Genomic DNA, 23404 nt, shown 5'->3' on the forward strand with positions numbered 1-23404 from the left:
CTTACCAGCTCGACTTCGTGACGCCGGGGATGAGGCCCTTGTTGGCCAGATCGCGCAGCTGAATACGGCAGAGCCGGAACTTGCGGTAATAGGCGCGCGGGCGACCGGTCAGCTCGCACCGGTTACGGATGCGGGTCGGGTTCGCGTTGCGCGGCAGTGCCGCCATCTTGAGACGAGCGATCAAACGCTCACCATCGTCGAGCGTCTTGTCCGCTGCGATAGCCTTCAGTGCCGCGTACTTCGGGGCATACTGCTTGACCATGCGCTTGCGGCGCTCGTTCTTGTTGACTGAACTCAGTTTCGCCATCGACTTAAGTTCTTTCTTTCTTCTGCCCCCTCGCCCCTCCGGGGAGAGGGTCGGGGTGAGGGGCAGCCCAGCAGGACCGCGCCTCCAGTTTTCGGGCGGGGCGAGGGAGACTCACTCCCCCTCACCCCAACCCTCTCCCCGAGGGGAGAGGGAGTTACTTAAGCTGCCTTCTTCTCGTCGGCAGCGTCGTCTTCGATCGGGAACGGGAAACCGAACAGACGGAGAAGCTCGCGAGCCTCGTCGTCGGTCTTTGCGGTCGTCGTTACGATCACATCCATGCCGCGGACCTTGTCGACCCGGTCATAGCTGATTTCTGGGAACACGATCTGCTCCTTGATACCGCAGGCATAGTTGCCGCGGCCATCGAAGCTCTTCGGGTTGAGGCCGCGGAAATCGCGGACGCGGGGAAGAGCGATCGTGATGAAACGGTCGAGAAACTCGTACATGCGCTCGCGGCGAAGGGTGACCTTCACGCCGATCGGCATGCCCTCACGCAGCTTGAACTGTGCGATCGACTTCTTGGCCTTCGTCACGACAGGCTTCTGGCCGGCGATCAGCTCCATTTCGGAAGCAGCCTGGTCGACCTTCTTCTTGTCCTGCGTGGCTTCGCCGACGCCCATGTTCAGCACGATCTTGTCGAGCCGGGGGATCTCCATGACGTTCTTGTAACCGAACTTCTCGGTCATCGCCTTGATGATCGTCTCGTCGTACAGCTTGCGCATGCGTGCGACGTAGACGGTCTCTGCGCCGTTCTGCTCGCCAGTGTTCTGATCAACCATTGATCTTCTCCCCGGTCTTGACGGCGACGCGGACCTTCTTGCCGTCCTGCTCCTCGAAGCGGACGCGGGTCGGCTTGCCGTCGGCGGTCACGTGCGCGACCTTCGAAATGTGCATCGGTGCTTCCTTGCGGATCAGGCCACCCTGCGGGTCACCCTGAGTCGGCTTGGTGTGGCGCACGGCGATGTTGACGCCCGACACGACGACCTTGTCGGTCTTCGGCATGGAGACGGTGACTTCACCGGTCTTGCCCTTGTCCTTGCCGGACAGGACGATGACCTTGTCACCCTTCTTGATACGCTGCGACGCCATTACAGCACCTCCGGCGCAAGGCTGATGATCTTCATGTGCTTCTTGCCGCGCAGCTCGCGAACGACTGGGCCGAAGATACGGGTGCCGATCGGCTCCTCGTTCTTGTTGACCAGCACCGCGGCGTTGCCGTCGAAGCGGATGACCGTACCGTCTGCACGGCGGATATCCTTGGCGGTACGCACGATCACCGCGCGGTGAACGTCGCCCTTCTTCACACGGCCACGTGGCTGCGCTTCCTTGATGCTGACGACGATGATGTCGCCAACGCCTGCAACACGACGCTTGGAACCCCCAAGCACCTTGATGCACTGCACCCGCTTCGCGCCGCTGTTGTCAGCGACGTCGAGATTGGACTGCATCTGGATCATGGATCCGTATCCCTTCTCTGTCTCTGGGGTCGATACCGACCGAACCCCGCCTAAAAAATCACCCCGCCACGGACGAACCGCAGCGGGGAGGAGCGACCGCTTAGCCGTTCCCGTTTACGAAAACAAGAGCGCAGGAGGTTTCCCCCCTGCCCTCTTAACTCAAACCCATCACCCCAGCGAAAGCTGGGGTATCCCTGTTCGAGCCGATCGCCCTTCACCACGAGATCCCAGCTTTCGCTGAGAAGACGGGGTTTGGAGCGTACCAGTTCAGCCCTCGGCCGAAGCCCGCTCCGGCGTCGCGTGGGTGTTGACCCGCTCGATCACCTTCCAGGTCTTCAGCTTGGAGATTGGTGCGGTCTCTTCGATCCGCACGGTCTCGCCCTGCTTGAACTCGTTGCTCTCATCATGAGCATGATACTTCTTCGAGCGACGGATGATCTTCCCGTAGAGCGGGTGCTTCACCTTACGCTCGACGTTCACGACCACCGTCTTGTCGCCCTTGTCGGACACGACCAGACCGGTCAGCACGCGCTTCGGCATGATACGTTCCTTACTTCGCGGCTTCAGCGCTGGTGCGCTGAGCCTGCAGGGTCTTGATGCGAGCGATGTCGCGGCGGACCTCACGAACGCGGCTCGGCTTTTCGAGCTGGTTCGTGGCGGCCTGGAAGCGCAGGTTGAACTGCTCGCGCTTCAGTTCGCCGAGCGACTCCGACAGCTGGTCGTCGCTCTTGGTCTTCATGTCGTCGATACGAGCCATGATCTTACTCGCCTCCCAGATGCGAGGTGTCGCCCAGGCGGGCAACGACCTTTACCTTGATCGGCAGCTTCATGGCCGCCCGCTCGAACGCCTCGGCGGCGATCTTGCCGTCGACGCCGTCGAGCTCGAACAGGATCCGACCCGGCTTGACGCGAGCGGCCCAGTATTCCGGCGCGCCCTTGCCCTTACCCATGCGGACTTCGGCTGGCTTTCCCGAGACCGGAAGGTCTGGGAAAATGCGGATCCACAAACGCCCCTGGCGCTTCATGTGACGCGTGATCGCGCGGCGGGCCGCCTCGATCTGGCGTGCGGTGATCCGGTCGGGTTCCATCGCCTTGAGGCCGTAGGAGCCGAAATTGAGCGAGAAGCCACTCTTGGCGTCGCCCGAAATCTTGCCCTTGAAGGCCTTCCGGAACTTGGTCTTTTTTGGTTGCAGCATGTCTGTTCCTGCCCCTTAGCGACGATCGTCGCGCTGCGGCCGCACGCCGGAGGTCTGAGCCTCCATCATGATGCGGTCGTACGACGTCGGATCGTTGCCGAGAATCTCGCCCTTGAAGACCCAGACCTTCACGCCGCAAACGCCGTAGGACGTGTGCGCCGTAGCCTCGGCATAATCGATGTTCGCGCGCAGCGTGTGCAACGGAACCCGACCCTCACGATAGCTCTCCGACCGTGCGATCTCGGCGCCGCCAAGACGGCCACCGCAGTTCACCCGGATGCCCTCGGCACCGAGACGCATCGCCGACTGGACCGCACGCTTCATGGCGCGACGGAAGGCGATACGACGCTCGAGCTGATCGGCGATGCCCTGCGCGACGAGACGCGCATCGACTTCCGGCTTGCGGATCTCGACGATGTTCAGCGACACGGTCGACGACGTCATCTTGCCGATCGTCGAACGCAGCTTCTCGATGTCAGCACCCTTCTTGCCGATGATCACGCCGGGGCGTGCAGCGAAGATGGAGATGCGGGCCAGCTTGGCCGGACGCTCGATGACCACCTTGGAGATCGCGGCCTGCGGCAGCGTCTTCATGATGAATGCACGGATCTTGAGATCCTCGAGCAGGAGCCGACCATAGTCGGCGCCTTCGGCGTACCAGCGGCTATCCCAGGTACGGTTGATCTGCAGACGCAGACCGATGGGGTTGCTCTTCTGACCCATTATGCTTCTTCCTGCTCGCGCACGACGATGCGCAGACGGCTGAATGGCTTGAGAATGCGGGTCGACTTGCCGCGGCCGCGGGTAGCGAAGCGCTTCATCGTGATCGACTTGCCGACCGAAGCCTCGGCGACGACGAGTGCGTCGACGTCGAGGTTATGGTTGTTCTCGGCGTTGGCGATGGCCGAGGCCAGCACCTTGCGCGCTTCGATCGCCATGCCCTTGGTCGAGAAGGCGAGGATGTTCATCGCATCGCCGACCTTCTTGCCACGGATCAGCGCAGCCACGAGGCCGAGCTTCTGCGCGGAACCACGGATCTGCGTACCGACCGAAAGCGCCTCGTTGTCCGCGACCTTGCGCGGGCTGACTTGCTTAGACATCAGCGCTTGCCCTTCTTGTCGGCGGAGTGGCCAGGGAAGTAGCGCGTGGGCGCGAACTCACCGAGCTTCATGCCGACCATGTCTTCGTTGACCGAGACGGGCACGAACTTGCGGCCGTTATAGACGTTGAACGTGAGACCCACGAACGACGGCAGGATCGTCGAGCGACGCGACCAGGTCTTGATCGGCGAACGCGCGTTGGTGTCCTGGGCGGTTTCTGCCTTCTTGAGCAGATGAAGGTCCACGAAGGGGCCCTTCCAGACTGAACGAGCCATGTTAGCCCTTCCTCTTCGTCGAATGACGCGACCGGATGATCATCTTGTCGGTCGACTTGTTATGACGCGTGCGCGCACCCTTCGTCGGCTTGCCCCAAGGCGTAACCGGATGACGGCCACCCGAGGTACGGCCTTCACCACCGCCGTGCGGATGGTCGACCGGGTTCTTGGCGACGCCGCGCGTCAGAGGACGGATACCCATCCAGCGCGAACGGCCTGCCTTGCCCAGGTTCTGGTTCTGGTTGTCGGGGTTCGAGACCGCGCCAACCGTCGCCATGCAATCGCTGCGGATGTAGCGCTGCTCGCCCGAGTTCAGGCGGACCATCACCATGCCCTTGTCGCGACCGACGACCTGCACGTACGTGCCGGCCGAACGGGCGATCTGGCCACCCTTCATCGGCTTCATCTCCACGTTGTGGACGATGGTGCCGACCGGCATCTGACCGAGTTCCATGGCATTGCCTGGCTTCACGTCGGTCTTCTTGGCCGCGAGGACCTTGTCGCCGACGGCCAGACGCTGTGGCGCCAGGATGTAGGCGAGTTCCTCGTCCGGGTACTTGACCAGGGCGATGAACGCGGTGCGGTTGGGATCATACTCGATCCGCTCGACAGTGCCTTCGACGTCCCACTTGCGACGCTTGAAGTCGATGTAGCGGTACTTCTGCTTGTGACCGCCGGCGATGCCGCGCGAGGTCACATGGCCCTTGTTGTTACGACCGCCGGTCTTGTGCTTACCTTCGGTCAGCGCCTTGACGGGGCGACCCTTCCAGAGCGACGACTTGTCGACCAGGATGAGACCGCGGCGTGCCGGCGATGTCGGATTATAATGCTTGAGTGCCATGGCCTCAGATCCCCGTCGTCACGTCGATGGACTGACCGTCCTTCAACGTCACGATTGCCTTTTTCATGTCGGAGCGCGAGTAGTTCGTGCCCTTCCACTTCTTGGTCTTGCCCTTCTGGACGAGCGTGTTCACGCCGACGACGTTCACGTCGAACAGCGCCTCTACGGCCGCCTTGATCTCGGGCTTCGTGGCATCGTTCGATACCTTGAACACAACCGCGTTGAACTCCGACAGGGTCGTCGTCTTCTCGGTGATGTGCGGGGCGAGGATAACGTCGTAATGACGATTATCGATGCCCGCCTTCTGCTTCTTAGCCATGGAAGCGCGCCTCCAGCTTTTCGACAGCGGCGCGCGTCAGCACCAGCGTGTCATGCTTCAGGATGTCGTAAACGTTCGCGCCGGCGGCCGGCATGACGTTCACTTCGTACAGGTTGCCCGCAGCGAATGCGAAGCTGGTGTCGACCATGTCGCCGTCGATGACGAGCGCACGCTTGCCGAAGCCGAGCTTTGCGAGATCGCCCTGCAGCGTCTTGGTCTTGCCACCCTCGACAGCCAGGCTGTCCATGATGACCAGCGAACCCGCCTTGGCGTGGCTGCTGAGAGCCATCCGCAGACCGAGCGAGCGAACCTTCTTGTTCAGCGACGGGTTGAAGTCACGGACGCGTGCGCCGTGAGCCTTACCACCACCGATGAACACAGGTGCGCGACGATCGCCGTGACGAGCCGTACCGCCGCCCTTCTGGCGACCGAACTTCTTGCCGGTGCGTGCGACGTCTGCGCGCTCACGGGTGCCACGAGCCGTCTCGCGACGCTTCTCGAGCTGCCAGGTGACGACACGGTGCAGGATGTCGGCGCGCGGATCGAGGCCGAAGACCTCGTCGTTGAGCTCGATGTCCGCTGCGTCAGTGCCGGCGAAAGATGAAACCTTGATCTTCACGCTCAGCCCTCCTGGCCGTCGGCTGCAGGTGCGTCGGTCGTTTCGGCCGGCGTGTCTGCTGCGGTGTTGCTGTTTGCGGTCTTGAGACCGGCGGGGAACGGTGCGTCGGCGTGGCGCGCGACCTTCACCGAGTCCTTGACGAAGAGCCAGCCGCCCTTGGAGCCAGGAACCGAACCCTTGACGAAAAGGAGACCACGCTCGACGTCGGTCGATACGATCTCGAGGTTCTGCTGGGTGCGATACTTGTCGCCCATGTGGCCGGCCATCTTCTTGTTCTTGAAGACCTTGCCCGGATCCTGGCGCTGACCGGTCGAACCGAGCGAACGGTGCGAGACCGACACGCCGTGGGTTGCCCGCAGACCGCCGAAGCCCCAACGCTTCATGCCGCCCTGGAAGCCCTTACCCTGGGTCTTGCCCTGGATATCGACGATCTGGCCTGCGACGTAATGGTCGGCCGAGATCTCGGCGCCGACGTCGAGCAGGCCGTCTGCGTTCACGCGGAACTCATGGACGACAGCCTTGGGCTCCACTTCGGCCTTGCCGAAATGGCCGCGCTGCGGCTTTGCGACATTCTTCGACTTGGCGACACCTGCACCAAGCTGGACGGCAGTGTAGCCGTCACGATCCATTTCGCGAACGGAAACGACCTGATTGCCTTCGAGTGCCAGAACGGTGACCGGCACGTGCCGACCATCTTCCTGGAACAGGCGGGTCATCCCCATCTTCTTCGCGATCACGCCAGTACGCATGATCTTGTCCCTTCCTAGACAGAGGCCCCGTCGGACTATTCCTCGGGGGCTTGCGGACCATGTCCGGAGCGTGCTCCATGATGCGTCCACCTGACCCCATCCCCGGCAAAAGCCCTGAATGGAGTCGGTTCAACCCGGTAAATACGAAACGTGCCCCCGTCCCGGGCTGGTGCTCCTGCAGATGCGGAAGCGTGACGGGGGACGCTGCCCCGTCGGTTTTCACCGACGGCGGTATCCCAATGTCGAACGGCGCGGGACCGTTACCGGTCAACCGCGCCGCGCCAGCCCTTAGGCGAGCTTGATCTCGACGTCAACGCCAGCGGCGAGGTCCAGCTTCATCAGCGCATCGACCGTCTGCGGCGTCGGCTGGACGATATCCAGCATACGCTTGTACGTGCGCACCTCGAACTGCTCGCGCGACTTCTTGTCGATGTGCGGGCCGCGGTTCACGGTGAACTTTTCGATGCGCGTCGGAAGGGGAATCGGACCGCGGATGAGCGCGCCGGTGCGGCGTGCGGTGTCGGCGATGTCGCCAGTGGCCTGATCGAGCACACGGTGATCGAACGCCTTCAGACGAATGCGGATATTGCTGTCCATAGTCCCTACCGATGCGAAAGAGCGGGCCCGTTTCCGGGCTCTTGCTGGTTGATGTTTAAACCGAAGGCGGGCCATTACGGGAGAGTCGGCGAAAACGCAACTAGGGGGAGCGGATTTTCCGGGAAGCGGGCGACATCGAAGCGCGCCCCGCCCTCCCCCTCCGTCACCTTCGGCGCCACCTCCCCCTTGCGGGGGAGGATTGAAGATGTTGACGCTCTCCCGCTAAGATTGCCCCACTACTCGATCCTCCCCCGCCAGGGGGAGGTGGCACGCGAAGCGTGACGGAGGGGGAGGCAAGCGATGAAGCTCGAAGGATCCATACCCGGCCGCGACAACGCCAAGCGCTTGCGAAAACAGATGACCCCGCCGGAGATAGCCCTCTGGCTAGCGCTACGTGCCAATGAGGAAGGCCTACGCTTCCGCAGACAACACGCCGCGGGCCTTTACGTCCTGGACTTCTACTGCGCCCCAGCCCGACTCGCGATCGAAGTCGACGGCGAAGCCCACAACCACGGCAAACGCCCTGAACGAGACGCAGCGCGAGAGGCATGGCTAACAGCCCAAAACATCCAAGTCCTCCGATACCCAACCCGCGAAATGCTAGTCAACCTCGACGACGTCATCCGCCAGATCACGTCCGTCGCGCTCCAACGCCGAACCATCATCGAGAGCTAATCGCCCCCTCCCCTCCGACGCCTTCGGCGCCACCTCCCCCTTGCGGGGGAGGATTGGCTGCGCCGGGGTGATCGCGGAGCGACACTAGCTGACGCCCCAAGCGCGAGCATGAGATCCTCCCTCGCCGGGGGGAGGTGGCACGCGAAGCGTGACAGACGGGGAGGCAACACGACATCGGCGATTTACCCACCGACGGCGTGATCAATCCATTTTCGCAGTCTGAACGTGTTCATCATCAATCGGCGCATAAGAGCCGCATAGCTCCCACCCCACTCAAAATCAGTTTCCCGCCGAAGAGCCGCTAGAATCCCAGTTACGGACAACCAAGAGAGTCATTGCAAACAGAACGACGAGATAAGCGGTAGTATATACAGGAAACGGTACAGCTGAACCGAAAGGCTCGGTAAGCATAATGATCGGCGCCGTAAAAGCCATGACGACCCACCAGCCGATATCGGCATCATATTGCCAATTCAGCACACGGCTAAGAGTAATGACCGCCGGAACAATCCATAGGTAGCCAGTGATCCATACCAGCAACGTTTGACGTCTTGGCCGCTGAATTATCATACTGTTCTATGCGCACCACAAGCGGAGTCGGGCAAGTCAGTTCGCCCAAAAGGTGCGCGATAGCGCCTCAGCAACCCGGTCGCCCCCCAAAAAAACACGAAAAAGCCCGGCCTCTCTCGCGAGAAGCCGGGCTCTTCGATCAACTCCCGAAGGAGCAGATGCTTACTTGTCGATCTGGCTCACGACGCCTGCACCGACGGTACGGCCGCCTTCGCGGATCGTGAAGCGCTGGCCCACGTCCATGGCGATCGGTGCGATCAGCTTGATGCCGAGCGACACGTTGTCGCCTGGCATGACCATCTCGGTGCCCTCAGGCAGCTCGACGGTGCCGGTCACGTCCGTCGTACGGAAGTAGAACTGCGGGCGGTAGTTGGCGAAGAACGGCGTGTGACGGCCACCCTCTTCCTTCGACAGCACGTACACTTCCGAGTTGAAATCGGTGTGCGGCTTGATCGTGCCTGGCTTGCAGAGCACCTGGCCACGCTCGACTTCGTCACGTGCAACGCCGCGGATCAGCGCGCCGACGTTATCGCCAGCCTGGCCCTGGTCGAGCAGCTTGCGGAACATCTCGACGCCCGTGACCGTGGTCTTGCGGACGGTCGGGTGGATGCCGACGATCTCGACTTCCTCGCCAACCTTGACGATGCCGGTCTCGACGCGGCCGGTGACGACCGTACCACGACCCGAGATCGAGAAAACGTCCTCGATCGGCATCATGAACGGCTTGTCGAGCGGACGCTCTGGCTGCGGGATGTAGTCGTCGACGGCCTGCATCAGCTCGGTGACGGCGTCGGCGCCGAGCTTCTGGTTCGAACCCGACAGGGCGCAGGTAGCCGAACCCTTGATGACGGGGATGTCGTCGCCCGGGAAGTCGTACGAGCTGAGCAGCTCGCGGATTTCCATCTCGACCAGCTCGAGGATTTCCTCGTCGTCGACCAGATCGACCTTGTTCATGAACACGACCATTGCGGGCACGCCGACCTGGCGTGCGAGCAGGATGTGCTCACGGGTCTGTGGCATCGGACCATCGGTCGCCGAAACGACGAGGATCGCGCCGTCCATCTGAGCTGCGCCGGTGATCATGTTCTTCACATAATCGGCGTGGCCCGGGCAATCGACGTGCGCGTAGTGACGGTTGGCCGTCTCGTACTCGACGTGTGCGGTCGAGATCGTGATGCCGCGCTCGCGCTCCTCGGGAGCCTTGTCGATGTTGGCGAAGTCGACGGCGGTACCGCCGGTCGTCTCTGCTAGAACCTTCGTGATCGCAGCGGTGAGCGACGTCTTGCCATGATCGACGTGACCGATGGTGCCGATGTTGAGATGCGGCTTGTTCCGCTCAAATTTTGCCTTGGCCATTGTTTCCTACCTTCTGATTCGTATTCCGGTGCCACCCCGGGAACCGCGCGAACGCGGCCCAATAGCGGCTGTTAAAGCGTTGCGCCAGCCCCTGCTTGGGGAGAGGCCGACGCGGAAGTAAATTCCGCGTCGTCGAACTTCGGTCGCTGACCGAAGCCGGCCGGCCTTTCGGCGTCTCCGAGCCAGGAAAACCTGGCTCGGTGCGCCTCGGGCTTACGCCAGCTTAGCCTTCACCTCGTCAGCAACGTTCTGCGGCACTTCGTCATAGTGCGAGAACTGCATCGAGTACTGCGCGCGACCCTGCGTGAACGAGCGGAGCGAGTTCACGTAGCCGAACATGTTGGCCAGCGGGACCATCGCCTCGACCGTCTGCGCGTTGCCGCGGCTGTCGGTGCCCTGGATCTGGCCACGACGGCTGTTCATGTCGCCGATGACGTCGCCCAGGTAATCCTCCGGGGTGACGACCTCGACCTTCATGACCGGCTCGAGCAGCGTGATGCCCGACTTCTGAGCGACTTCCCGCATCGCGCCACGTGCACAGATTTCGAACGCCAGTGCCGACGAGTCGACGTCGTGATACGCGCCGTCATACAGCACGATCTCGAAATCGATGATCGGGAAGCCGACCAGCGAACCCGACGCAGCGGTTTCGCGGAAGCCCTTCTCGATCGCCGGCAGATATTCCTTCGGAATGTTGCCGCCCTTGATCTCGTCCTTGAACGTGATGCCCGAACCGCGCTCGCCCGGCGTGACCTTGACCTTCACGCGACCGAACTGACCGGTACCACCTGACTGCTTCTTGTGCGTGTAGTCGACGTCGACCGGCTTCTTCAGATACTCGCGATATGCGACCTGAGGAGCGCCGACGTTCGCCTCGACCTTGAACTCACGCTTCATGCGATCGACCAGGATCTCGAGATGGAGTTCGCCCATGCCCTTGATGATGGTCTGGCCCGACTCGGGGTCCGACGACACACGGAACGAAGGATCCTCGCGTGCGAGACGATTGAGCGCGACGCCCATCTTCTCCTGGTCGGCCTTGGTCTTCGGCTCCACCGAAAGCTCGATCACGGGCTCGGGGAATTCCATCCGCTCGAGAATGATCGGTGCGTTCATCGCGCAGAGCGTGTCACCGGTCGTGGTATCCTTGAGACCCGCGAGAGCGACGATGTCGCCAGCGAAAGCCTCCTGGATGTCCTCACGGCTGTTCGCATGCATAAGCAGCATGCGGCCGACCTTTTCCTTCTTGTCCTTGACCGAGTTGGTGACTTGCGATGCGGTCTCCAGCTTGCCCGAGTAAATGCGGGCGAAGGTCAGCGTGCCGACGAACGGATCGTTCATGATCTTGAACGCCAGTGCCGAGAACGGAACGTCGTCCGACGAAGGACGCTCGTCCGGCGTCACGCCGTCGAGCTTCAGACCCTGGATCGCGGGAACGTCGAGCGGCGAAGGCAGATAGTCGACGACGGCGTCGAGCAGGGGCTGAACGCCCTTGTTCTTGAACGCCGAACCGCAAACGACCGGGACGAACGCCATGCTCAGCGTACCCTTGCGGATCAGCTTCTTGAGGTCGGCGACGCTCGGCTCGTTACCTTCGAGATACGCCTCCATGAGGGCATCGTCCTGCTCGACGGCCATCTCGATCAGCTCGCTGCGATACTTCGCGGCCTTCTCGACCAGATCCTCAGGGATCTCGGCATATTCGAACTTCGCACCCAGGCTCTCTTCGAGCCAGATGATCGCACGGTTCTCGACGAGGTCGACGAGGCCCTTGAAGCCGCCTTCCATGCCGATCGGAAGATACAGCACGGCCGGACGTGCGCCGAGACGATCGATGATCGAGTTCACGCAGAAGTAGAAATCGGCACCGGTGCGGTCGAGCTTGTTGACGAAGCACATGCGCGGCACGCCGTACTTGTCGGCCTGACGCCACACGGTCTCGGACTGCGGCTCGACGCCGGCAACGCCGTCGAAGCATGCGACCGCGCCATCGAGCACGCGGAGCGAACGCTCGACTTCGATCGTGAAGTCGACGTGGCCGGGCGTATCGATGATGTTGATAAGGTGCTCTTCGCCCTTACCTTCTTCGGCGCGCCACTTGCAGGTGGTCGCAGCCGACGTGATCGTGATCCCGCGCTCCTGCTCCTGCTCCATCCAATCCATCGTCGCGGTGCCTTCATGCACTTCGCCGATCTTGTAGGACTTGCCGGTGTAATAGAGGATGCGCTCGGTCGTCGTCGTCTTACCGGCGTCGATGTGCGCCATGATGCCGATGTTGCGGTAACGGTCGAGCGGATGGCTGCGGGCCATGATCGTGCTTCCTTAAGGATATGGGGAGCCGAACGTGCCGGCTCCCCAATATATAGGTGTTTGCATGACAGGCGAAAGACCGCCCGTCACACGGATAGCAATGCTAGGCTTCAAAGCCCGCTGTTACCAGCGGCAGGAAGCCCTGTTACCAGCGGTAGTGCGAGAATGCACGGTTGGCTTCCGCCATCCGGTGCGTATCTTCACGCTTCTTGACTGCGTTGCCACGGTTGTTGGCGGCATCCATCAGCTCACCCGACAGCCGTGCGGCCATCGTGTTCTCGCTGCGCGAACGCGCCGCACCGATCAGCCAGCGAATCGCCAGCGCCTGTGCACGCTCGGGACGAACCTCGACCGGCACCTGGTACGTAGCACCACCGACGCGGCGCGAACGGACTTCGATGCCCGGCTTCACGTTGTTCAGCGCATCGTGGAAAACGCCGATCGGATCGCGCTTGGCGCGGCTCTCGACGGTTTCGAATGCACCGTACACGATCAGCTCTGCGACGGACTTCTTGCCGTCCAGCATGACGCTGTTCATGAACTTCGACAGAACCTCATCCCCGAACTTGGGATCAGGCAGGATGACCCGCTTTTCGGGACGACGACGACGTGCCATTTCAATTTCCTTGTAGACTTCAGCCGGTTCCGGAACACGTCCGGGGCTTACTAAGCTTCGTAACTTCCGAGGCGTGGATCCCGGATAAGATCGCCTGGAGCGATCTTTCCGGGATGATCATGCCCCCGGCATGATCACTTCGGACGCTTGGCGCCGTACTTGGAACGCGACTGACGCCGGTCCTTCACACCCTGTGTATCGAGCACGCCGCGCAGGACGTGATAGCGAACACCGGGAAGATCGCGGACACGACCGCCACGGATCAGGACAACCGAATGCTCCTGAAGATTGTGGCCCTCGCCCGGGATGTAGCTGATGACTTCGCGCTGGTTGGTCAGGCGAACCTTGGCCACCTTGCGCAGAGCCGAGTTCGGCTTCTTCGGGGTCGTCGTGTAGACGCGCGTGCAAACGCCACGCTTCTGCGGATTTGCTTCCATCGCAGGGACCTTCGACTTGGCCTTCTGCGGATCGCGGCCCTTGCGGACCAGCTGGTTGATCGTCGGCATTGAAGCCTTCACCTTTCAAGTGGTTACTTTGCTGGAGCCATGAGGCGCCTGAGAATACAAAAAGGACCATAGGAACGCGGAAGCGCCCCTCAGGTCCTGGAATGCATCCAGCAATGTTCAAGCATGCCCGGCGGGAAACACTCCCGAAGAACAGGCCGCGCCTATAGGTCAGGACGCGGTCGCGGTCAACGGGGCGGAATCGGTTTGGGTGCGGGTAGGTTATTGAGTTCGTAGGCGGAGACAATTGCTCACGCGGGTCCGCCGACCACCCCTTCTAATCCTCCCCCGCCAGGGGGAGGTGGCACCGAAGGTGTCGGAGGGGGAGGAACACGTAACCAGCGTTGTCGCCCCCTCCCCCTCCGACTGGCTAGCGCCAGCCACCTCCCCCTGGCGGGGGAGGATCGTGCCACCTGCCCTACCGCGATCGCGTCCCGAGGACCGCCAGCAGCGTCTTCTCGAATCGCGCAGGATCCTCGACCTGCGGCGAGTGACCCAGCCCATCCAGCATCACCAGGTTGGCATTCGGCATCTGCTTCACCGCCCGCGGCGCGACCATCGGCACCGGCTCTAGGAACTTGCGCAAGTTCGCCGGCGCCTGCGCGCGGCCAAACGCGGTCTTGTCCAGCGTGCCGATGATCAAGGTGGTCGAAGGCGTGATCCGGTACAGCTCGTGCGCGACCGATTGCGTCTTGATCATCTCGCTCGTCTTGGCCTGCGCGAGCGCCACGGTGCCGCGCCCTGCCCCTTGGTACATGCCCGCCTGCATCCAGACCCAACGATCATAGGACGGCTTCCACACACCGTGATAATAGTTCTCGAGCTGATACGCCTTGATCGACGCGTAGCTCGTCTTCTTCTCGTTCGCCCACAGCGTGTCGACGTCGGTATAGGGCACGCCCTCCTCGCCGCGATCCTTCAGGCCGAGCGGATTGACGAGCACCAGCTTGTCGACCGACGCCGGGTAGAGAATGGCGTACCGCATCGCGAGCATGCCGCCCATCGAATGCCCGACGATCGTTGCCCGCGTAATGCCGCGCGATTCGAGCAGCCGCTTGGTGAAGGTCGCCAGCATCTCGAAGCTATACTGCGCATTGCGTGGCTTGGACGATTTGCAGAAGCCGATCTGATCGGGAACGATCACGCGGTAGCCGACCTCGCTCAGCGCCCGCGCGGTGCTGCCCCAGGTCGCACCGCAAAAGTTCTTGCCGTGGAGCAGGACGACCGTGCGACCATTGGGGCGCTGCGGCGCGATATCCATAAAGGCCATCTGCGCAGGCGTCCCGACGATATCGACTTCCATCGTCTGGACCGGCCACGGATAGGTGAAGCGTTCGAGCTGCGGCCCCAGGTCCGGCACCTGCGGAACCGGCCCCGCCCCCATGAGCAACGCCGCAACCGGCAGCGCCAGCATCATCAATCCGGCCTTCATACGATTACGCTTTCCTGCATCCAACGAGACGGCTTCACGGTTAACGAGCAAATAACGGATCGTCCAACGCGTGATCGCCGCGATCATGGTTCCCGAACGAATTGCATGCGAGACGCTTGCCCTTCGCGAAAACGCTGGGTAAGGGGCGCGTCCGTGTAGGAGTGTAGCTCAGTTGGTTAGAGCGTCGGTCTCCAAAACCGAAGGCCCTCGGTTCGAATCCGAGCACTCCTGCCACCCCCTTTTAATTCCCTGCAAAAATCGCGGCGGTTGCCCCGCCGCTTTTGCGTGTCCATCGCGATTGCAGAAACTGCATTTCATAATGCAATTTTCGCAATTGATCTATGATGTGCTGCGATGCACAACGATCAGGCCTTTCAGGCATCCTCTCCTAAAAACTTTCACGGCCGGTCTTGTACCGGCCTTTTTTTTGGTCTCGATCGCGCGTACACCGTCAGTGCCGTCGTCAAGCCGAACGATAAATAGAAACCGTGGGAGCGGAGCCGCCGGTCAAACCGGCACCGGCAAGACGATCGTGCGGGGGATCGAGTGACCCAAGCGCTCTCCCCCGCCACTTCTGCCGGCCACCGCCGTGCGGCTTTCGATACGACGCCCGCCCCTCTCCTGCCGCGCACTTGCTTTCACCTGTCACGGCAGCTATCTGCCGCGCTTCCGACAGCGAGAACGGACCTGTCGCCGCGGCCCTTCACAGGGAGCGGCTAGTGGGTCTATGTCTCGCATCTCAGTTTCTCAATCAGCGGGTTCGAAGAACATCGTGGCGAAGACGTCCCCCCTCGAATTCATCCAGCAGGTCCGCAACGAGACCGCGAAGGTCACGTGGCCGACGCGTCGCGAGACGGTCATGACCGGCGTGATGGTGGTGATCATGACGACGATCCTCGCGCTGTTCTTCCTGGGCGTCGACTCGATCCTGCAAGCGATCGTCTCCGCCCTCCTCAAACTCGCTCAGTAAGCAAGGTTCCGTCATGGCGCGCTGGTACATCATTCACGCCTATTCGGGCTTCGAGGGCAAGGTCCGCGACTCGATCATGGCCGAGGCGACCCGGATGGGTCTCGAACAGCTCGTCGAGCAGATCGAAGTCCCGACCGAAACTACGACGGAAGCCCGTCGCGGCAAGAAGATCGCGGTCGAGCGCAAGTTCATGCCGGGCTATGTGCTCGCCAAGTTGAACATGAACGACGACGTGTATCACCTGGTGAAGAACACGCCGAAGGTCACCGGCTTCCTCGGCAGCATGGGCAAGCCGCAGGCGATCAGCGAGGCGGAAGCCACGCGGATGCTCAACAGCAAGGAAGAAGCTGCCGCTGCGCCCAAGCAGAAGGTCAAGGTCGACTACGAGATCGGCGACCAGGTCAAGGTCCTCGACGGTCCGTTCGCGACCTTCAACGGGCTGGTGGAAGAGCTCGACTTCGACCGCAGCCGCGTCAAGGTTTCGGTGTCGATCTTCGGGCGTGCGACGCCTGTGGAGCTCGAGTTCGAGCAGGTCGAGCGCAGCAAGTAAGGCCAAGCCGCACGCGATTAGCCCAAGGCTAATTGCGAGACGGCGCCAGCCCGGCCGGCGGGCCAACGGCCCGGCCGACGACGCGGGATTTACTCCCGCGTCGCGCCTTTGAGAACGCAAACCGCTTCTAGCATCCCGCTCCGTCATCCTGACGAAAGTCAGGATCCAGAGTTACGGAGCGCTGATCTGCTTGGCTCTGGATCCTGACTTTCGTCAGGATGACGGAGTAAGGCGACCGCCCCGCTCCGAGGAGCGCACTTCGGCAAGGCGATGCCCAGCCAAATCCAAGCGCCTCAAAGCCGAACGCTATCCGCCACCACCCGAGCCGCCGCCGCGCTGCGGTCGTAGTAATACAAGCTCGGCGCCTCGTACGTCACCAGATATAGCTTCCCGCCAACCACCGCACCGCGTGCTTCGCCACGCCGCTGCAACGTCTCGTTCTGCTTCGAGAAGGTGTAGGTGAAGCGCACGCCCTTGTTGCCGGCGAACTGGATCGGCGCGATCGTGTCGATCGCCATCGACGATGCGTCGCGCGCGATGCGGTAGCTGTTTTCGAGCAGCACCGGGATGTCGGTGATCAGCATCGTCGCCGAGACCTTCGGCAACGGCCTGTTCTTCTTGTCGACCTCGCGGAACAGCGGCCTGCCGGACTCGATGCCGCCATAGAAGCTCAGATCATTCAGTTCGTCGCCGTCCTGCGTCCAGGTTTCGGCGTTGCGACCGGGGCGCTCGGACAGCTTGTTCCACTCCGCCCCCGGCTGCACCGTCATCGCCGACTTGGCGACGGCGATACGCTGCCCGGCGGGGATGAGCTTGTTGCCCGCCGCGACGGGGGCTGCGCACGCGAGCGTTGCGACCGCGGCGAGCAGGGCGAGTTTCTTGGACATGGTCGTCCTCCTTACGAGATCAGCGTGGCGATGAGCGCGGCGTCGGTCGCGGCCGGCTTGAGGCGGAGATACGTCGCGAGCGCGGCCTGGCCTTCGACAACCTGCTGGCTGCGCAGCAACGCCAGCCCGAGGCCGCGATACGCCTCGGGCGGCGCGTCGCCCTTGCCGATCGCCTCCTGGTAGAATTGCGCGGCACTGACGAGATCGCGCGGATTGCCGCGCTCGCGGTACAGGTCGCCGCGGGCGCACAGCAGCGGCGTCGTCCAGCCGGTACCGTCCGCCAGATTGGCGAGCAGATACTCGCTGCCGCCGAAGTCGTTGAGCTTGATCTGGTCGTTGAGGAAGATCGGCAGCCACTTCGCCATCGCGGCCTGATGCGTGTCGACGACCGCGGGCTTGACGTCATGCGCCTCGATCGACGCGGCGCGCAGATACGTTGCACGCGCGAGATCGGTCGGATGGGTGGCGAACACCCCCGCAACGTATTTGTGTTGCGCCCTGCCCCTGCGACCGATCGCGGTCGCATCGGCCTCGCCCATGACGTGCTCCCAGACGTCGGCGGCGGCCGAAGACGGGTATTGCGAACGTGCGAGATACTGGAAGCCGGTCATGTCGGCCTCGCGTTCCTGGTCGCGGCTAAAGGCGTACATCTGGCCCATTACGGAGTATTGGATGTTGGCGCTGTTGCAGATGAGGATCGACGCCCACGCCATGACGTCGGTGCCGGTGCGGTGGCTCTTGAAGTCCTTGAGCGAATGCCGGAGCTCGAAATGGCCGAACTCGTGGCCGAGGATCGCCCCCAGCTCGGCTTCGCTCCGGACACGAAGCAACAGTCCGGTCCAGACGACCATCGCGCCGTTGGGCGTCATGTATGCGTTGAACGCCGGCACTTCGTCGATATAGAGCCGGACCGATCGACACCGGTCCTCGCCGACGGTCCGGCAAAGCACGCCGCGGACATACGCGTTGAGCGCCGGATCCTTGACCAGCGACCGGGAGTCGCGCTGCACCCTCTCGCGCTCGTCCGCTTCCATCCAGATCCCGCGCTCGTCGACCGTCGTCGGGGTATAGGCCTGCGTGTAAGTCGGTAGCGGCGGGCGCTTGTCGGCGGCGAGCGCAGACGTACCGATCGCGGTCGCGAGCAGAAGGCCGACCACAGGGATCCGCATGTCAGTGCGCCGAAGCGATGGCGGGCGCGGCGGCGATCGGAGCCTCCACCGGTTTCCCCGGGAAGCCCTCCAGCAATTGCCGCACGCGCTTGTCCGCGCCCTCCACGTCACGGACGTCGCCGCCCATCTGCATATCGGCGTTCAGCCAGACCAGTTCGCCGGTACGCAAGTCGACCAGCCCGGCAAATCCCTTGTGCACGCCCGCGGTGACGCCGACGCGCGCCATCGCCGCGAAGACCTGCAGCACCTTCCGCCCGGTCGAACCGAAATGATCCTCCGTCGTGATGAACAGCGCGTAGTCGGCCGTCTCCAGCCCGGGGAGCGTTCGAACATCGGGGCCGAGCCCCCATTCGAACTGGTCCTTGCGCTTCTTGGTCGGCAAGCGGTTGCCCTTGAAGAACTGATACTCGATCACCGACGATGCGACCGCGCCGAACAGTTCCTGATACTCCGCGACCTTGGCCGAACCCGCACCGACCGGATCGACATACCCGACGACGCTGTTACCGAGCCCGGTCTGCGCCTTCGCAAGCGCGCTGGCGATGTTCTCCTTCGCCTGATCCGTCCAGTCGGCATTCGGCTCGTACATGCCGCCGGTCGACTGCGCGCCGACCCGGATTGAAGGCCGCATCAACACGATCCGCGCGGTACCGGGCGCAAGGACGAAACCAGGCTTCAGCCCAGTCTTCTCCTGCGCATACGCCGGCGCGATCGCCGAAACCGCAAGCATCAGCGCGACCAGCGTCGCCCGGCACAAAATGATCATACCCACCCCTGTTCCCGGATGCCCCCATCCGATTCAGGGCATATTAGAGCCGGAGCAGCCCATCGTCCGAGAATTATTTGGTTCAAAACGAGTGCTTTCCGACCTCCAAGGGCCGAACTCTTGCTCTGTGCATCATGGCCGGCTCGACCTGTTTACTCGGGCGGATAAAAATGTCCGCGGCCAGCCAAATATGTCGCATCGAAGAAGAGTACCGGATCGATACCTTTACTTGCGCCGCAATATCATTCGGCGAATCAAAATATATTTCACTCGCGAGGCGCAATAACTGTTGGTCGAACTGGCATAGATTTGTTCATTATCATCGGGTTGACCTGAATACCTCCTACACCCGAAACGATACCGCATTTATTTTACGTTTGGTTAACCATAACTAGTTATATTGCGCTAACATTTGTAGGACATCCGCGTACAAGACGTTGCGTAGTTACCAATACGCCAAACGAATATGACGTCCGGCGTTATCGGTAAACTCTATGTACCCCATGACCAGCTCGACACGCATGCGACCGTATTCAGCGATCCGCCTACAGGAAATGACTGATGCCCCTGACGACCACGGCCTTAAAGAAATCGCTCGAGCATGGCGATCACTTGCGTTCAGGGATTGCGACGGCTCGCCCGTCCCCGGATTCAAACGAAGCCGGTCATCGTATCTTGTTTCTCGACCTTGAGAATGCAGCCGCCAACGGTGTTCGTCGTGAACTCGAAGAGATGGGCCACAAAACCGCGTGGATCGGGTTGGCCAGCGAAGAACGCGCCGGGCTGGCGTTTCAACCAGACCTCGTCGTGATCAACCCCGATGCCTCGATCGGCAATCGTCACGCGTTCATCGCCTTGTTGGACAAAGAACAGTTTTCCGGGACACTGACGCTGTTGCGGCCCAGCGTGCATTTCCGGGATGCGATTGCCCTGGCGGAACAGTCCGGGATCGATCACGTCGACTGGCTCGACGCGCCCTATAGCGCGCAGGACATTGTCGACCGCCTGGCCCATATCGCCCGGCAACCGCATGACGGCGACACCGGCGACCGTCATTTCCTGTCGTGGCTAATCCAGCAGGGCCGGTTGCTGCCCAATCTCACGCATGAATTTCATGAGAAGCGCAGCCTGCACGACGACAGCATCGCCGGCTACGAAACACTCACGCGGTTGCGCAATCGACCGTCGCTCAACCCCGAGCACATCTTCGCACCGTCGACGATCCTCTCGCTGGAGGTCGCCGCGACGTCGCTTGCGGTGGAAGCGGCTGCACGACTGCTCGCGGCGCTGGAAGCCGAGGGCAGGCCAGTGCCTATCGCGGTGAACTGCAGCGCCGCCGTGCTCGCGCATCCGGATTTCCTCGCCGCGATGCCGATCCTGCTGCGACGCCACAACGTCGCCCCCGGCATGCTCGGGATCGAACTCACCGAGATCAGTTATTCAGGACTCGACGGTCGCCTGCTGGAAAACATGCGCGAGCTTGGCACGATGGGGATACCCATCTCGCTCGACGATTTCGGCAAGGGCGCGACCAACTTCGATCGCATTTCCGACTTGCCGGTGTCCGAGGTCAAGATCGACCGGAAGATCTTCCAGAAGTGCCGGAAGGGCGAGTTCCCGCCGTCGCTGCTGAAGGAAATCATCGATTATTGCCGAAGCCGGTCGATCGGAACGGTCATCGAGGGCATCGAGACCGCCGACGACCTCGTCCTGGCGAAATCGCTCGGTGCCGACTGCGGGCAAGGCTTTTACTGGGGGAAACCCGTGCCGATTGAATCGATCGTACCCCATCATGGTGCCTGACAACAGGTTCGGCCGCTTTATAGGCCGGACGCTCGACGAGGCCGAGCCCGTCGCCACGAACCCGGTCGAAGGTGAGCGGCCCTCGATGCGGCTCGAACTCCGTGAGGTCGAGGGGCTCGACCTTTCGCCACCCCTCGTGCTGGCAGGTGCCTGGGCCTGGTTGTTGTTTCACGAGGCTGGCGGGCTGATCAGCTATTCCGATGGATACGCCACGCGGTCGGCCTGTTACGCCGCAGCCAAGCAGATCGCCTGGCCAGTCGACGTCTTCGAATAAACCGCGGTCGATCGCGCAGCCTCCTCGGCCTCCGCGCGACGACGCGAACGCCGGTTGCCGCGCCCCGCGTTTTCGGCTATGCGCGCCGGCTTCCACCTTCATTGATGGAATTTGCGGGAGGCTGTTGCGAGACGGCCGCCATCACCGCTAGGCTCACATAAAGAGAGTGACATGGCTAAAAAGATTACCGGATACATCAAGCTGCAGGTGCCTGCAGGCGAGGCAAAGCCCGCGCCGCCGATCGGGCCTGCGCTGGGTCAGCGCGGCGTGAACATCATGGAGTTCTGCAAGGCGTTCAACGCCGGCACGAGCGAACTGAAGAAGGGCATGCCGATCCCGACCGTCATCACGGTCTATGCGGATCGCTCGTTCTCGTTCGAGACCAAGACCCCGCCTGCCTCGTACCTGATCAAGGAGGCCGCTGGTCTCAAGTCGGGTTCGAAGGAGCCGGGCAAGGTCGTCGCCGGCACGATCAAGCGCAGCCAGCTGAGCGAGATCGCCACGACGAAGATGAAGGACCTCAACGCCAACGATATCGACGCTGCGACGAAGATCATCGAAGGCAGCGCCCGCGCAATGGGCCTCGAAGTGGTGGAGGGCTGATATCATGGCTAAGCTGAGCAAGAAGCAGAAGGCCGTCACGGTCGACCTCGTCAAGCTGCACGGCATCGACGAGGCCATCGGTCTCGCACGGTCGGGCGCCACGTCGAAGTTCGACGAGACGATCGAAGTCGCGCTGAACCTGGGCGTCGATCCGCGTCACGCAGACCAGATGGTCCGCGGCGTGGTGACGCTGCCCAAGGGCACCGGCAAGACCGTCCGCGTCGGCGTGTTCGCCCGCGGCGCGAAGGCTGAAGAAGCCCTCGCAGCAGGCGCAGACGTGGTCGGCGCCGAGGACCTGATGGAAATCATCCAGGGTGGTACGATCGATTTCGATCGCTGCATCGCGACCCCGGACATGATGGGCATCGTCGGTCGCCTCGGTAAGGTTCTGGGTCCCAAGGGCCTGATGCCGAACCCGAAGCTCGGCACGGTGACGATGAACGTCACGGCCGCCGTTCAGGCAGCCAAGGGCGGCCAGATCGAATACCGCGTCGAGAAGGCCGGCATCATCCATTCGGGCATCGGCAAGGCGTCGTTCCCGGCGGAAGACCTGCGCGCGAACTTCGACGCACTGGTCGACGCGGTGGTCAAGGCCAAGCCGACCGGCGCCAAGGGCAAGTACGTCCAGAAGGTCGCGATCTCGTCGACCATGGGTGCGGGCATCAAGGTCGACACGACCGAGGTTGCCGGCGCGTAAGCCCAAGCCGCACGGGATTAGCGCGAGCTAATCCCGAGACGGCGACAGGCCGGCCGGCGCGGGCAACCGCGACCGACGAGGACGGGATTTACTCCCGTCCTGCCGCTTAGAGACAGAAAAGGGCTGGGAGCGATCCCGGCCCTTTTTGCGTGTGGCCGTACCGGTCGCTCGGCTAAGATCGCCCCTACCCCACTCCGTCATCCTGACGAAAGTCAGGATCCAGGGTTACAAACGTCGCCCCTCTGGCTCTGGATCCTGACTTTCGTCAGGATGACGGGGTCGTGGGAAAACGCGTGAACCGCGCGCCATTATGGTCCACGTCATGACGCATGATCGGAGCCTCCTGCCACTGTGGCGCGGTAACGCTGGCCATCGACCTACCGCCTGAATGGGTAGCCGACTGCAACTGCTCGATCTGTCGCAGCTACGGAGTCCTCTGGGCTTATTACCGGGCAAGTGACGTGCGCGTCGCGGCATCCGTTCCGATCGACGTCTACAGTTGGAGTGCCAAGACATTGCGCTTCCACCGGTGCAGCGAATGCGGATGCGTGACGCACTGGACGAAGGTCGACCCCGCGATCGACCGGATCGGCATCAACGCCCGTCTGATGCCGCCCGACATCCTGGCGGCGGCCCGCATACGCCGGCTCGATGGCGCGGATACCGGGCTATACCTCGACGCCTGACCCTCTCCGCAATTGACTCCCCCGCCAATTCCGCTAAGGCGCGACTTCGTTCGGCGGGCTTGCTCGTCGAACTCCGT

32 protein-coding genes and 1 tRNA gene are annotated in these 23404 nt (G+C 62.4%); 9 read left to right on the plus strand and 24 right to left on the minus strand.

Annotated elements, in window-relative coordinates; translation table 11 throughout:
• Window position 1 precedes the first annotated feature (1 nt).
• The 15 genes from rpsN to rpsJ all read right to left on the minus strand — a co-directional run bounded on the left by rpsN (window position 2) and on the right by rpsJ (window position 7460).
• Window positions 2-307, minus strand: a complete 306-nt coding sequence (gene rpsN, locus ASE82_RS06490; RefSeq protein ID WP_056015537.1) for a 30S ribosomal protein S14 — start codon at window positions 305-307, stop codon at window positions 2-4.
• Window positions 308-465: 158 nt separating this feature from the next.
• Window positions 466-1029, minus strand: coding sequence for a 50S ribosomal protein L5 (rplE, locus tag ASE82_RS06495; RefSeq protein WP_082441396.1), 564 nt, complete (start codon window positions 1027-1029; stop codon window positions 466-468).
• A gap of 49 nt (window positions 1030-1078) precedes the next feature.
• Window positions 1079-1396 (minus strand): 50S ribosomal protein L24, encoded by a 318-nt coding sequence (rplX, locus tag ASE82_RS06500; protein WP_056060504.1) that lies wholly within the window; start codon window positions 1394-1396, stop codon window positions 1079-1081.
• Window positions 1396-1764 (minus strand): 50S ribosomal protein L14, encoded by a 369-nt coding sequence (gene rplN / locus ASE82_RS06505; protein WP_031393755.1) that lies wholly within the window; start codon window positions 1762-1764, stop codon window positions 1396-1398. Before rplN ends, rplX begins: the two co-directional genes overlap by 1 nt.
• Before the next feature lie 267 nt (window positions 1765-2031).
• The gene (gene rpsQ, locus ASE82_RS06510; protein ID WP_031393756.1) at window positions 2032-2304 is read right to left on the minus strand and encodes a 30S ribosomal protein S17; all 273 of its coding nucleotides are present in this window, start codon (window positions 2302-2304) and stop codon (window positions 2032-2034) included.
• A 10-nt stretch (window positions 2305-2314) separates the two neighbouring features.
• Window positions 2315-2521 carry a 50S ribosomal protein L29 gene (gene rpmC / locus ASE82_RS06515; RefSeq protein ID WP_055872644.1) on the minus strand — a complete coding sequence of 69 codons (207 nt, stop codon included), beginning with the start codon at window positions 2519-2521 and terminating at the stop codon, window positions 2315-2317.
• Between the two features lie 4 nt (window positions 2522-2525).
• A complete protein-coding gene (rplP, locus tag ASE82_RS06520) occupies window positions 2526-2960 on the minus strand; it encodes a 50S ribosomal protein L16 (protein ID WP_031393758.1) in 435 nt (144 codons plus the stop codon).
• A 15-nt stretch (window positions 2961-2975) separates the two neighbouring features.
• On the minus strand, window positions 2976-3683 hold the full coding sequence (rpsC, locus tag ASE82_RS06525; protein ID WP_055872646.1) for a 30S ribosomal protein S3: 708 nt from the start codon (window positions 3681-3683) through the stop codon (window positions 2976-2978).
• On the minus strand, window positions 3683-4060 hold the full coding sequence (gene rplV / locus ASE82_RS06530) for a 50S ribosomal protein L22 (RefSeq protein ID WP_056047621.1): 378 nt from the start codon (window positions 4058-4060) through the stop codon (window positions 3683-3685). Before rplV ends, rpsC begins: the two co-directional genes overlap by 1 nt.
• On the minus strand, window positions 4060-4335 hold the full coding sequence (gene rpsS, locus ASE82_RS06535; protein ID WP_031393761.1) for a 30S ribosomal protein S19: 276 nt from the start codon (window positions 4333-4335) through the stop codon (window positions 4060-4062). The genes rplV and rpsS overlap by 1 nt, the downstream gene beginning before the upstream one ends.
• A gap of 1 nt (window position 4336) precedes the next feature.
• Window positions 4337-5176: a 50S ribosomal protein L2 gene (gene rplB, locus ASE82_RS06540; RefSeq protein ID WP_055872649.1), complete on the minus strand. Its 840-nt coding sequence runs from the start codon at window positions 5174-5176 to the stop codon at window positions 4337-4339.
• Between the two features lie 4 nt (window positions 5177-5180).
• Complete coding sequence (locus ASE82_RS06545; protein ID WP_056047618.1) at window positions 5181-5495, minus strand: 50S ribosomal protein L23; 315 nt, start codon at window positions 5493-5495, stop codon at window positions 5181-5183.
• Window positions 5488-6114, minus strand: coding sequence for a 50S ribosomal protein L4 (rplD, locus tag ASE82_RS06550; RefSeq protein WP_056047616.1), 627 nt, complete (start codon window positions 6112-6114; stop codon window positions 5488-5490). Before rplD ends, ASE82_RS06545 begins: the two co-directional genes overlap by 8 nt.
• Before the next feature lie 2 nt (window positions 6115-6116).
• Window positions 6117-6863 carry a 50S ribosomal protein L3 gene (gene rplC, locus ASE82_RS06555; protein WP_056060507.1) on the minus strand — a complete coding sequence of 249 codons (747 nt, stop codon included), beginning with the start codon at window positions 6861-6863 and terminating at the stop codon, window positions 6117-6119.
• Between the two features lie 288 nt (window positions 6864-7151).
• The gene (gene rpsJ, locus ASE82_RS06560; RefSeq protein ID WP_007406109.1) at window positions 7152-7460 is read right to left on the minus strand and encodes a 30S ribosomal protein S10; all 309 of its coding nucleotides are present in this window, start codon (window positions 7458-7460) and stop codon (window positions 7152-7154) included.
• A gap of 300 nt (window positions 7461-7760) precedes the next feature.
• Between rpsJ and ASE82_RS06565 the strand changes: the two genes are divergently transcribed.
• Complete coding sequence (locus ASE82_RS06565; RefSeq protein ID WP_056060511.1) at window positions 7761-8135, plus strand: endonuclease domain-containing protein; 375 nt, start codon at window positions 7761-7763, stop codon at window positions 8133-8135.
• Window positions 8136-8414: 279 nt separating this feature from the next.
• Here the strand turns inward: ASE82_RS06565 and ASE82_RS19345 are convergent, their stop codons facing one another.
• The 6 genes from ASE82_RS19345 to ASE82_RS06590 all read right to left on the minus strand — a co-directional run bounded on the left by ASE82_RS19345 (window position 8415) and on the right by ASE82_RS06590 (window position 14922).
• On the minus strand, window positions 8415-8705 hold the full coding sequence (locus ASE82_RS19345; protein WP_156348800.1) for a hypothetical protein: 291 nt from the start codon (window positions 8703-8705) through the stop codon (window positions 8415-8417).
• Between the two features lie 162 nt (window positions 8706-8867).
• Entirely contained in the window at window positions 8868-10061 is a 1194-nt protein-coding gene (gene tuf / locus ASE82_RS06570) for an elongation factor Tu (RefSeq protein WP_031393767.1), read from the minus strand.
• A gap of 213 nt (window positions 10062-10274) precedes the next feature.
• A complete protein-coding gene (fusA, locus tag ASE82_RS06575; RefSeq protein ID WP_056047600.1) occupies window positions 10275-12371 on the minus strand; it encodes an elongation factor G in 2097 nt (698 codons plus the stop codon).
• A gap of 145 nt (window positions 12372-12516) precedes the next feature.
• Entirely contained in the window at window positions 12517-12987 is a 471-nt protein-coding gene (rpsG, locus tag ASE82_RS06580) for a 30S ribosomal protein S7 (RefSeq protein ID WP_031393769.1), read from the minus strand.
• 134 nt (window positions 12988-13121) lie between these two features.
• On the minus strand, window positions 13122-13493 hold the full coding sequence (gene rpsL / locus ASE82_RS06585; protein WP_010164594.1) for a 30S ribosomal protein S12: 372 nt from the start codon (window positions 13491-13493) through the stop codon (window positions 13122-13124).
• 415 nt (window positions 13494-13908) lie between these two features.
• Window positions 13909-14922, minus strand: coding sequence for an alpha/beta fold hydrolase (locus tag ASE82_RS06590; RefSeq protein ID WP_235524605.1), 1014 nt, complete (start codon window positions 14920-14922; stop codon window positions 13909-13911).
• Between the two features lie 157 nt (window positions 14923-15079).
• Between ASE82_RS06590 and ASE82_RS06595 the strand changes: the two genes are divergently transcribed.
• From ASE82_RS06595 to nusG, 3 genes are all read left to right on the plus strand, one after another.
• Window positions 15080-15156, plus strand: a tRNA-Trp gene (locus ASE82_RS06595).
• A 538-nt stretch (window positions 15157-15694) separates the two neighbouring features.
• Window positions 15695-15892 (plus strand): preprotein translocase subunit SecE, encoded by a 198-nt coding sequence (gene secE, locus ASE82_RS06600; RefSeq protein ID WP_056047594.1) that lies wholly within the window; start codon window positions 15695-15697, stop codon window positions 15890-15892.
• Between the two features lie 13 nt (window positions 15893-15905).
• The gene (nusG, locus tag ASE82_RS06605) at window positions 15906-16442 is read left to right on the plus strand and encodes a transcription termination/antitermination protein NusG (protein ID WP_055872668.1); all 537 of its coding nucleotides are present in this window, start codon (window positions 15906-15908) and stop codon (window positions 16440-16442) included.
• 293 nt (window positions 16443-16735) lie between these two features.
• Here the strand turns inward: nusG and ASE82_RS06610 are convergent, their stop codons facing one another.
• Genes ASE82_RS06610 through ASE82_RS06620 form a run of 3 tightly spaced genes read right to left on the minus strand, consistent with a single transcriptional unit; the run spans window position 16736 to window position 19264 of the window.
• A complete protein-coding gene (locus ASE82_RS06610) occupies window positions 16736-17329 on the minus strand; it encodes a hypothetical protein (protein ID WP_056060513.1) in 594 nt (197 codons plus the stop codon).
• 11 nt (window positions 17330-17340) lie between these two features.
• Window positions 17341-18498, minus strand: a complete 1158-nt coding sequence (locus ASE82_RS06615) for a M48 family metallopeptidase (protein WP_056060516.1) — start codon at window positions 18496-18498, stop codon at window positions 17341-17343.
• Between the two features lies 1 nt (window position 18499).
• Window positions 18500-19264, minus strand: coding sequence for a hypothetical protein (locus tag ASE82_RS06620; protein WP_235524606.1), 765 nt, complete (start codon window positions 19262-19264; stop codon window positions 18500-18502).
• Between the two features lie 561 nt (window positions 19265-19825).
• Here ASE82_RS06620 and ASE82_RS06625 point away from each other — a divergent pair.
• The 5 genes from ASE82_RS06625 (at window position 19826) to ASE82_RS19350 (ending at window position 23327) form a co-directional block, all read left to right on the plus strand.
• The gene (locus ASE82_RS06625) at window positions 19826-21067 is read left to right on the plus strand and encodes an EAL domain-containing protein (protein ID WP_056060518.1); all 1242 of its coding nucleotides are present in this window, start codon (window positions 19826-19828) and stop codon (window positions 21065-21067) included.
• Complete coding sequence (locus ASE82_RS06630; protein WP_056060523.1) at window positions 21057-21341, plus strand: hypothetical protein; 285 nt, start codon at window positions 21057-21059, stop codon at window positions 21339-21341. Before ASE82_RS06625 ends, ASE82_RS06630 begins: the two co-directional genes overlap by 11 nt.
• A gap of 171 nt (window positions 21342-21512) precedes the next feature.
• On the plus strand, window positions 21513-21944 hold the full coding sequence (gene rplK / locus ASE82_RS06635) for a 50S ribosomal protein L11 (protein ID WP_056047586.1): 432 nt from the start codon (window positions 21513-21515) through the stop codon (window positions 21942-21944).
• Window positions 21945-21948: 4 nt separating this feature from the next.
• Window positions 21949-22641, plus strand: coding sequence for a 50S ribosomal protein L1 (gene rplA / locus ASE82_RS06640; protein WP_056060525.1), 693 nt, complete (start codon window positions 21949-21951; stop codon window positions 22639-22641).
• 329 nt (window positions 22642-22970) lie between these two features.
• A complete protein-coding gene (locus ASE82_RS19350) occupies window positions 22971-23327 on the plus strand; it encodes a GFA family protein (RefSeq protein WP_156348801.1) in 357 nt (118 codons plus the stop codon).
• Window positions 23328-23404 lie beyond the last annotated feature (77 nt).

The organism is Sphingomonas sp. Leaf230, assembly GCF_001421745.1.
Classification (GTDB): Bacteria; Pseudomonadota; Alphaproteobacteria; order Sphingomonadales; family Sphingomonadaceae; genus Sphingomonas.